The sequence below is a fragment of the Allobosea sp. 05T422_2 genome, from assembly GCF_056396265.1.
The window spans coordinates 1-10,320 of sequence record NZ_JBFTLD010000249.1; the positions used below are offsets into that span (position 1 = coordinate 1).

Consider the following 10,320-nt stretch of genomic DNA (forward strand, 5'->3'; position numbering starts at 1 on the left):
GGCGGCACGACGATCGGCACGACGATCCTGACCGGCAATAACAGCTATTCCGGCGGCACGGTGATCAGGGCTGGTGTGCTCGAGGTCGCGTCCGACGGCAATCTCGGCGCCCGGGGCACGGCGATCAGCTTCTTCGGCGGCGCGCTGCGCTTCGGCACCGCGTTCGACACCAGCCGCACCGTGCTGCTGCTGGGCAACGGCACCGTCGATACCAATGGCCGCGACGCGACGCTGACGGGTGGGGTCTATGGCTTCGGCGATCTGATCAAGACCGGGGCGGGAACGCTGACGCTGACCGGCACCAACTTCTATCGCCGCACCGTCGTCGCGGCGGGCAGGCTCGTCGGCGACGCAGCCTCGATCTMCGGCGACATCGCCAATAACGGCACGGTCGTGTTCGATCAGCGCAGAGACGCCAGCATCGCTAGCGTGTTCTCCGGGACGGGACGGTTCGACAAGACCGGCCGCGGGGGGCTCGAATTGCGCGGCGATAGCGCGGGCTATTCCGGCACGACCACGGTGTCGGCGGGCATGCTCGTGGTCAATGGTTCCCTTGGCGGCGAGATCGACGTGCTCGCTGGCGCCAGACTTCAGGGCAGCGGTTCCGTCGGCGCAACGACGATCCGCTCCGGCGCGACGATCGCGCCCGGCAACTCGATCGGCACGCTGACGGTTACCGGCGACATCGCGTTCGAGCCGGGCGCGAGCTATGAGGTCGAGGTCGATGCCAGCGGCATGTCGAGCGACCTGATCCGTGCCGGTGGTGCGGCACGGCTCGGCGGCGGCTCGGTGGTGCATCTCGGTGAGGACGGCAATTATCGAGCGAACCAGCGTTATACGATCCTGACCGCCGATCGGGGCGTGCAGGGCCGTTTCGACGATGTMAGCTCGCGCTATCTCTTCCTCGATCCGACGCTGGGCTATGACGCGACCAGCGTCACCTTGACCTTGCTGCGCAACGACCTGCCTTTCTCCGCTCTCGCACAGACCCGCAACCAGACCCAGACCAGCCTCGGCCTGGAGAGCCTCGACGAGGCCAATCCGCTCTGGCAGCGCTTCACGCAGTTGCGCGACGAGGATGAAGGCCGACGCGCATTCGACAGCCTGTCCGGCGAGATTCACGCCTCGGCCAAGACCGTGCTGATCGAAGGCAGCCAGATCGTGCGCAGTGCGGTTTCCGACCGGATCCGCGCGGCCTTCGACGGAATCGGCGCGCCGCATATCGCGACGCTGGCCTATGCTTCGGGCAACGKGGCGATCTCGACGGCCCCGGCGGAAAGCCTGGCGCTATGGGCGCGCGGCTTCGGCTCCTGGGGGCAGACACAAGGGKACGGCAATGCCGCCTCGCTCACGCGCTCGACCAACGGCCTCGTCGCCGGCCTCGACCTCGCTGCCACGGCGGATAGTCGGGCCGGCATCATGGCGGGATATTCGCGCTCGCATTTCGAGGTGGCGCGCCGCAGGTCGCAGGCGGACGCGGACAACTACACGATCGGCCTCTATGGCGGGGCCCGCTTCGATMGTCTCCGCCTGACCGGCGCGGCGAACTTTACCTGGCACGATCTCTCGATGCGGCGTTCGGTCTCCTTCCCTGGCAGCGGCGAGCAGCTTCTGTCGGGCTACGGCGCCCACTCCCTGCAGGCCTTTGGCGAGATCGCCTATCGTCTCGACTTCGGGCCGGGCGTGTTCGAGCCGTTCGCCAATCTGGCCTATGTCAACCTTCGCAGTGATGGCTTTCGTGAGACGKGCGGCATCGCCGCTTTGTCCGCGGGCCCGCAGACCACCGCCGTGACCTTCGCCACGCTCGGCCTGCGTGCGCAGACCAGCGTCGAACTCGGCAGCAGCACGGTGCAGCTCAACGGCACGCTCGGCTGGCGCCATGCTGGCGGCGACCTGACGCCACTCTCGCTCCAGGCCTTCGCCGGCGGCGCCCCGTTCTCGATCGCGGGCGTTCCGATCGCCCGCGATGCGCTGGTGGTCGGCGCGGGCATCGGCATGAAGCTCACGCCGGCGGCCGAGCTCAGCATCGCCTATGATGGCCAGCTCGCGCGGGGCGCCACCGACCATAGCTTCAACGCCAGGCTTGGAATGAGGTTCTGAGGGCAGGGGACGACCGCGCACGCAGGAACGTTCTCGGCCCGACGGCAAATCGCTCATGGCGCAGGACGCGCCGACGCGATCGGCTGCCGCCGAGAGCCCGACCGGCCAACTCGCCTGGTAGGAACGGCCGACTGATTCCGTTATCGCGCCGTCGCTTGCAGCCTGGCCGTTATGGGTTCAACCTCATGAAGGCCGTGCGGCAAAGCGTGAAGCGAGAGCAGGCTTTTACGGCCCCGCGAGGTCTTGGTCGATGGACTGCTCGGGCTGCGGTTTCCAGATCGAAAGCGGCTTTGCCTTCTGCCCGAAATGCGGCGTGCGCCAGCCCGTGCCGTGTTCGAGTTGCAGCTTTCTCTGTGCGCCGGATTTCGCCTTTTGCCCGCAATGCGGCGCCCGCACCACCGCGAGGGCCACTCCTCAGACAGCGTCCGCGTCGAGAGCAATCGCTGCGCTGGATTCCCGGATGCCAGCACCGCTTCCGGACGTTGAAAGGGACCATACAACCGCGCCGCCGGTCTCCGATGCGGATCGCAGGACGGTGACGGTCCTGTTCGCCGACCTCAGCGGCTTCACCGCGCTCAGCGAGCGGCTCGACCCCGAGGTCGTCCAGACCTTGCAGACCGCGTTGTTCACGGAACTGACCGCGGCCGTGCAGAGCTTCGGTGGCTTTGTCGACAAGTTCATCGGCGATGCGCTGCTCGCACTGTTCGGCGCACCTGTCGCGCATGAGGATGATCCCGAACGCGCGCTCCGCGCTGCGCTCGACATGATCGCCCGCACGGCGCGGCTCGGCGAAAGCTCCGCCGCCGGGCGCGCTGAAATGGTGCTCCATCTCGGCATAAACACCGGGCCGGTTGTTGCTGGAGGTCTCGGCGTCGGTACTGCGAAATCCTATTCGGTGACCGGCGACACGGTGAATACAGCGCAGAGACTGCAATCGCTGGCCGCCCCGGGCGAGGTCCTGGTGGGGCCGCTGACCTATAGGCTGACCCGGCATGCCTTCTCCTATACCTCGCTCGGTGAGGTCGCCCTTCGCGGCAGGTCCGGCAGCGTGCTGGTGCATCGGCTGGGTGGACCGCTCGCATCACCCCGTGCAGCGCGTGGGCTCGATGCACTCGGCCTCAGCGCACCGCTGATCGGCCGCGATGCGGAGCTCCAGCGCATGCTGCCGAGTCTCGACCAGGCCTGTGCTGGCCAGGCGCAGCTTCTGCGCCTTGTCGGTGAGGCCGGCATCGGGAAATCTCGGCTGGTGAACGAGTTCGTCGGCCGCCTCGGCTGCGAGGAGCGCTTTCGCGACGTTGCCGTACGGCAGGCCGCCTGCTCGCCGCTTGGCGAACAGTCCTTCGGCGCCATCGGCGCAGTCGTGCGCAGCGCTGCCGGGGTGATGCAGAACGATGCTCCCGACGAGATGCGCTTGAAGCTCGCAGCCTTGCTGGCCAACCTTGGCATGGCGGGCGAAGAGGCGGAGCGATTGATGCCGCTGCTCTACCATGTGCTCGGCCTGGGCGACCCCAAGGCAAGTTTGCAGCATGTCGAGCCCGAGCAATTGCGGCGGCAAATCCTCCATGCTGTCTGCACGATCATCGAGCGGCGCCTGGCGCTATCGCCGCTGCTGATCGTCGTCGAAGATCTGCACTGGGCTGACACGGTATCGCTGGAAGCGCTGCGTTTCGTGATGGACAGGCTGGACCGATCGCGGCTGATGCTGGTGGTCACTCATCGCCCCACGCAGCAAAACGACCCGCTGGACTCAAGCCGCTTCAGCCATACCGCGCTCAGGCTGACGCAGCTTGGAGACAGCGACGGACGCCGCCTGCTCGCGGCCCTGTTCGGAGAGGGCTGGCTGAGTTCCATCGGGGCGCTGCCTGAGAGGATCCTCGAGCGCGCCGGCGGCAACCCCCTGTTCCTCGAGGAGATCGTGCGCAGCCTGATCGAGCTCGACGTGCTGAAGCGCGACGGCCAGCACTGGCAGATCGTGGCGGGCGAAGCGGCAGTCAGCATCCCGGACACGATCCAGGCGATGTTGCTCGCCCGCTTCGACCGGCTGCCGCAGGAGGCGCGGCGTCTCGCGCAGGAAGCCGCGGTCATTGGCCCTCGCTTCGATGCGACGCTGCTTGCAGCGGTGACCGCCGACCCCGCCAGGCTCGAAGCCGGGCTCGAACTGCTTGGCGACGCGGAAATCATCCAGAAGGCCGGGACAGGCGCAATCTCGTCGCAGTGCTACCGCTTCACGCAGACATTGCTGCACGATGTGATCTACCAGAATCTGCTGCTGCTACGACGGACCGAACTGCACGGGCAGATCGCCACCGCCTTCGAAGGCCTGTGCGGCGAAAGTCCCGAAAGGCTCGAAGATCTGACCGTGCTCGGTCATCATTTCGGGCTGAGCGCAGAGCGGGAAAAGGGCGCGCAATACCTGCGCGAGGCCGGTGATCGCGCCCGCATGATCTATGCCAATGATGACGCCCTTCGCTTCTACGAGCAGGCGCTCGCGGCGCTGGCGACGGCCGAACCGACAGGGGTCAGGTTGCAGGTCGGCGAGCGGATTGCCGATCTCTGTGGCCCGACCGGCCGCCGTGCGCTGGCGCATGAGCACTATGGGATGGTGCTGCGGGTCTATCGCGAGAACGGCGACCGCGTCGCCTCGGCCCGGGTTCTTCGCAAGATCGGCCGCCTGCTCTGGGATGTCGGCAAGCGCGACAAGGCCGAAGCCTGCTACGCCGAGGCCGCGACACTTCTCGACGGAGCTGACGCACCGATCGAGCAGGCGCATCTCTGGCAGGAACGCGGCCGCCTGGCGTTCCGGACCGGCGACCACGCGCGTGCAGCAGAATGGGCCGACGCTGCGCTCGCATGCGCGTGCACGCTGACCCGGGACGAGGCCTCCGGGATCGGGCGCGAGGCAGCGCTCGTGACTGCGGAAGCGCTCAACACCAAGGGCGTCGCGCTGGCCCGGCTCGGGCGGAACCGCGAAGCAGTGCGCGAGGTGGAGCGAAGCATAGAGGTGGCTGAAGCTGCCGACCTGCCTGGCGCCGCCTGCCGCGGCTACACCAATCTCGGCGTGCTCTATACAACGATCAATCCCGTGCAGGCGATGGAGGTGTGTCGGCGCGGCCTCGAGATATCGCGGCGTATCGGCGATCTGGGTTTCCAGGCACGCCTCCTCACCAATCTGGCGGTCGCCTGCTGCACATTCACGGACCGCTGCCCGACAGAGGGCGTTCCGGCGGCGKAGAAGGCGGTGGAGATCGACCGTGCGCTCGACCAGCGCGAGCACCTGCCTGTGCCCCTGATCGTGCTCGGGCAGATTCACCAATGCCAGGGGCAACCAGACATCGCGGCCAGCTTCTACAACGAAGCGCTCGACGTTGCCCGCGAAACGGGCGAGCCGCAGCTGCTCTTTCCATGTTATGATGGTCTCGCAACACTCAATCTCGACCGTGACGATCTGGCGGAAGCCGACCGTTACTTTTCGCTGGCGCAAGATGTCTGCKCCCGGCACGGGCTCGACCCGGAAGCGCTCGTGGTGCTGCCTTTCCTCGATTGACCGCGGAGGAGGTTGGATATGCTCGCGCAGGCCGACATGGTTCCTCTTCAACCCGGCGACAGGGCACCGAACGTCGTGCTCGACGCCATCACCCGCGAGGGAAAGATCGCGATCGACGACTTTCGCGGTCAAAAGCCGGTGCTGGTCGGCCTGTACCGCGGCTTGCACTGTGCCTTCTGCCGGCGCCATATCGCCGCCCAGGCGCAGCTCGATCCGGCGCTCCGTGCTGCGGGCGTCGAGAGCCTGACCGTGGTCAACACGCCGATTGAACGCGCGCGGCTCTATTTCCGTTATCATCCGATGCCCAATCTTATCGCCGCCTCCGACCCTAAACGAACCTCCCACCAGGCATTTGGCCTGCCAAATCTCGAATTCACGGAGAACGAGACGGCGTGGCCGCACAAGGTCTCGATGGCCGCCGTGCTGGGTATGCGGGTCGAGATTTCCGGCGAGACGCCAGGACCGCTCGACCCGCTGGCGGGGTCGCAATTCCTCGACAACAAGGACGGTTACGAACTGACCGAGGCCGACCTGGAGATGAAGGCGACAGGCCTTGGCCAGCTTGTCGGCCAGTTCCTGCTCGACCGGCAAGGCATCGTGCGCTGGTGCTTCACCGAAGTTCCGGAAGGGGGGCGTTACATGTTCGGGGCGCCGAACCCCCAGGAGCTCATGTCGGCCGTTTCCCAGGTTGCGCAGTAGGGAGGTTCTTCAGCGAGCAAGGAGAGCCCCACCATGCCGTCCAGCTTCACCGTCCGCAGCGCCAGCGGTTATGAGCAGCTCATGGGCCGCTGGAGCCGTCAGCTTGCCGGCCCGTTCATTGATTTCGCCGGTATCGCCCATGGCGAGCGCGTCATCGACGTCGGCTGCGGCACAGGCAGCCTGACCTTCGCGCTGCCCCAGGCAGCGGAAATCGCCGAGGTCGCGGCGATCGACTTTTCACCGATCTTCGTCGCGGAGGCCCGGCGCCGGAACAGTGATCCGCGGATCACGATCAAGGAGGGCGATGCCTGCGCCATCCCTTTCCCCGACGACGAATTCGACCGGGCCCTGTCGCTGCTCGTCCTGCACTTCGTGCCGGCAGCCGACAAGGCGGTTGCCGAAATGCGTCGCGTCGTGCGGCCGGGCGGCGTTGTCGCAGCCGCCGTTTGGGATCATCTCGGCGGGATGTCGGGGATGCGCATGATGTTGGACACCCTCGCTGCGCAGGACGAGCAGGCGCGAAGCCTGCGCGCTCATTACTGCTTCCAGCCCATGATGAGGCCCGACGAAATGCGGCAGACCTTCACGGCGCAGGGCCTCGAGAGCGTCGAACAGACCTCGCTTATGATCAGGATGGATTACGCGAATTTCGCTGACTACTGGGACCCGTTCGCCGCCGGGGAGGGGCCGCTCGGCAAATATGTGGCGGGGCTCGATCCGGCGTCCCGGGCAAAGGCCGGAGAAGCCGTCAGGGCCGCCTATGAGGCCGGCCAACCAGATGGTCCGCGCTCATTTGCGGCGGTCGCCTGGGCCTGCCGGGGGGTGGTTCCCGGCGGTGGATAAGGACCACCGGCATAGGCCTCGATCAGCTGTTAGCTTGGCCGCCGCAACACCGCCCGAGGCCAGAAAGCCCTGGGATGGCGCACGCCAGACCTGGCCTGATTTGCGCGGCTGTAGCAGCTGACTGAAGGGTAGTCCGGGCGCATCCCGGTTTCGCACGTGGCTCGGAAATGTTCAGGCAGCCCGATGCCGCTGAATACTGCGTCCAGAATGAATTCTGCGGGCAGGATCTTCTAGAATTTGCTTGCACCGCGAGCGGGCACCCCCGACAAATGAGGATGAGAGTCCTCTCGTTCGCCACCGTTCAGCGACTTGCTCCTGAAACGGGTTTTGGGAAAGGGGATCAAGATGTTGGACCGCTTCGTTGAGTCCGTTCTGAACGTCGCCGCAGTCGTCGCCGGGTGGTTTGTGCCTCCGGGCGCACACAAGTTCGGACTGATCCAGATGGGCGTTTCACTCCTGCTGGTCACCGCCCTGATTGCGCTTGTCGCGTTCTGGCGGCACGCACGAAGTCGGCGGCGACACGCGCGCGACGATGCACAAGGCTGACCTGCTCGAGCCTAACGCGTGGCTCCCATGACCAAGGCTCCGAGCTTATGAGACCGGAGCCTCGACCATTCCGGAGAGCCGCCTGCCGGCCCTCCGCCTATTCAGCGGGAAGATTATCCCGTGGGAGCGAGCCTACCAGCGCTCATAATGGTGCCGGCGGTAGCCATGTGCAGGCGCCCAGGGCGGCGGACCACCATGGCGACGGCCATAACCATAGCCGTAGCCGTGACTATAGCCATCGCGGCGGCCGTAATATCGCTGCCGATCCATGTTGCCCTGGATGATCATCAAGCGTTCCCGCTTCGCCTCGGTCATGGCGAACGCCAACGGTTGCTTGTCGAGCTGCTGCGCAATCGAGGGCGCGATCGCTTCGCTGGCGTGAGCTGCGGGCGCGAGGCCGGCCATGGTTGCGGCCGCGCCCAAGACGATAGTGGCTGTGATCAAGAACCGACGCATCGGGGTTCTCCTTCTTTCCTCCCGGCGATTAAAGCCTTCCGAGAGGGAACGCAGGATGAACGGAATTGTTCGGCTCTGTTCAGGAAGCGCCCATCAGACGAAGCTCCTTGTGAGATAAGGAGAGCGCCATCTCTGCTGCGATCAACCCGCGCACTGCCACGGTTCTTTCCTCGAATACCCGAAAGCACGCGCGACCTGAGCTTTCGCCAGGGGGCTGGATGTCCACAGCGTGGAAACGGACCCGCAACAGATCGGCTGCCCTAACGCGACATGATTCCGATCAGGATCGGCCCCCAGGCCGTGAGCAGGATATTGCCGATGGCATAGGGCACTGTGTAACCCAGCGCCGGAATGCTGCTCTGGGCCTCATCCTGGATGGCCCTGAGCGCCGCCGTGATGGTGCCGGCCCCGGCGCAGGCGCCGAGCACGATGAGCGGGTCCATCTTAAGGACGTAGCGCCCGAACAGAATGCCGATGGTATGCGGCAGCAGCGCGGAGACGAGGCCGACCAGGATCAGGCTGACGCCGGTCGCCTTCAGGCCCGAGACGAAACTTGGGCCGGCGCCGAGCCCGACGATGCCGATGAACATGCAGAGCCCGACCGTATCGAAGATCCAGATCGCCGGCTCGGGAATGCGGCCGTAGAAGGGGTAGACCGAGCGCAGCCAGCCGAAGACGAGCCCCATGAAGAGCGCACCGCCGCTGGCGGTCAGTGTCAGTGGCACGCCCCAGACGACCAGTGTCAGCAGACCGAACAAGCCGCCCAGGAAGATCCCGAAGCCGACGAAGACCATGTCGGTGGCCGAAGTGCGGCGGTCGGGATAGCCGAGCTCGGTCGCGGCCCGCTCGACTTCCGGCAGCGGCCCGACCAACGACATGACGTCACCACGATTGACGCGTGTCGTCGGCTCGATCGGCATCTCAATGCCCGAGCGTGTCAGCTTGGACAGGAAGACCCCCCGCGCGAACTCCGCTTCGACCAGTTCCGCCAACGATTTCTCGTCGATGCCGCGGGCTGTCACGATGACGTTGAGCGCCTCGAGCGGAATGTCGAGCAGTTCGGGGTCGCTCACCTCGGGGCCGATCAGGTCGCCGCGGGCGGCGTGAACCTCATGGCGCGCCATAATGGCAATAATGTCGCCGGCCTGGATCCTGCGATCCGAAGCGTGGCCGAACAGCACGACACCGCTGCGAACGCGCAGGATGAAGGCACGGGTCTCCTTRATGAGCGCTTCGATCTCGGTGATCGTCTTGTTGGTCAGAACCGGGTTTTCGACGCGATAGGCGCGAACGTCGAACAAGCGGGCAGCGGAGGTGACGCCCTCCACATCGGCGCCCGGACCGGCCTTGTCCGCGCGCTGTGCCGCGATCTCGCGAAGGTTGATACCCATGAGCTTGGGCCCGACCTTCGGCAGGAACCAGACCAGGGCCGCCGTCCCGACCAGGTAGGTGACGGCGTAGGCGACGGGAATATTGTTGATGAGCGCGGTCCGCTCCGCCTGCGGAAGATTCAGCCGCTGGATCGCTTCGCCCGCCGTTMCGATGACGGTCGACTCGGAGAACGCCCCGGCAAGAAGCCCGGCCGCCGTGCCCATGTCGAAGTTCAGCAATCTCGCGAAGCCGAGCGCCACGAGCAGGCATGTGACGCACAGAACCACCGTCAGTGCCATTTGTGGAAGCGCGTCTCGCTTCAGGGCGCGAAAGAACTGCGGGCCGACCTTGTAACCGGTCGTGAAGAGGAAGAGGTCGAAGAAGACCGTCTTCACGGCCGGGGGCACCTTGACGTCGAGCTGGCCGACCAGGACGCCCGCCAGCAGGCAGCCGACGACGACGCCGAGGCTGAAGCCTCCGATCTTCGCCTTGCCGATCAGGAAGCCGAGAGCGATCGTCAGGAAGATGGCGAGCTCGGGATTGTTGCGCAGGGCTTCGACGACGTAGTTCATGCTTTGCCTCGCAGCATTGAACTCGGACATGCGATCAAGTCGTGACTGATCGAATGTCCGATGGTTGCCGAACGCAGGAAATCACCTGCCCACACCTTCACTCCTGCCGCTCTCGCGCGTCAGGGCTTTTTGGCGAGAGCGAGATTGTAGGCATCGAAGGCCTGGCGGTAGCCACGCGCCACCGCGCGG

General features: G+C 65.8%; 7 protein-coding genes. 5 read left to right on the forward strand and 2 right to left on the reverse strand.

All coding sequences use genetic code 11. The features are described from left to right. From AC1DJT_RS29205 to AC1DJT_RS29225, 5 genes are all read left to right on the forward strand, one after another. The coding region (locus tag AC1DJT_RS29205; protein ID WP_476835416.1) for an autotransporter family protein at positions 1-2,100 on the forward strand (2,100 nt) is incomplete at its 5' end. A gap of 250 nt (positions 2,101-2,350) precedes the next feature. Continuing rightward, positions 2,351-5,644, forward strand: coding sequence for an adenylate/guanylate cyclase domain-containing protein (locus tag AC1DJT_RS29210; protein WP_476835417.1), 3,294 nt, complete (start codon positions 2,351-2,353; stop codon positions 5,642-5,644). An 18-nt stretch (positions 5,645-5,662) separates the two neighbouring features. Then, the gene (locus AC1DJT_RS29215) at positions 5,663-6,343 is read left to right on the forward strand and encodes a peroxiredoxin-like family protein (protein ID WP_441507778.1); all 681 of its coding nucleotides are present in this window, start codon (positions 5,663-5,665) and stop codon (positions 6,341-6,343) included. A gap of 33 nt (positions 6,344-6,376) precedes the next feature. After that, positions 6,377-7,186, forward strand: a complete 810-nt coding sequence (locus tag AC1DJT_RS29220) for a class I SAM-dependent methyltransferase (protein ID WP_441507779.1) — start codon at positions 6,377-6,379, stop codon at positions 7,184-7,186. Between the two features lie 345 nt (positions 7,187-7,531). Next, complete coding sequence (locus AC1DJT_RS29225) at positions 7,532-7,732, forward strand: hypothetical protein (RefSeq protein ID WP_441490986.1); 201 nt, start codon at positions 7,532-7,534, stop codon at positions 7,730-7,732. Positions 7,733-7,864: 132 nt separating this feature from the next. Here AC1DJT_RS29225 and AC1DJT_RS29230 read toward each other — a convergent pair whose 3' ends face one another. Together AC1DJT_RS29230 and aspT are read right to left on the reverse strand one after the other, a co-directional pair. Beyond that, a complete protein-coding gene (locus AC1DJT_RS29230) occupies positions 7,865-8,188 on the reverse strand; it encodes a hypothetical protein (protein ID WP_441490985.1) in 324 nt (107 codons plus the stop codon). Positions 8,189-8,448: 260 nt separating this feature from the next. After that, positions 8,449-10,131: an aspartate-alanine antiporter gene (gene aspT / locus AC1DJT_RS29235; protein ID WP_476835418.1), complete on the reverse strand. Its 1,683-nt coding sequence runs from the start codon at positions 10,129-10,131 to the stop codon at positions 8,449-8,451. Positions 10,132-10,320: the final 189 nt, after the last annotated feature.

Coding starts and splice junctions, on each gene's coding strand:
- AC1DJT_RS29215 (WP_441507778.1), top strand. CDS start 5,663: ATGCTCGCGCAGGCCGACATGGTTCCTCTTCAACCCGGCGACAGGGCA.
- AC1DJT_RS29220 (WP_441507779.1), top strand. CDS start 6,377: ATGCCGTCCAGCTTCACCGTCCGCAGCGCCAGCGGTTATGAGCAGCTC.
- AC1DJT_RS29225 (WP_441490986.1), top strand. CDS start 7,532: ATGTTGGACCGCTTCGTTGAGTCCGTTCTGAACGTCGCCGCAGTCGTC.
- AC1DJT_RS29230 (WP_441490985.1), bottom strand. CDS start 8,188: ATGCGTCGGTTCTTGATCACAGCCACTATCGTCTTGGGCGCGGCCGCA.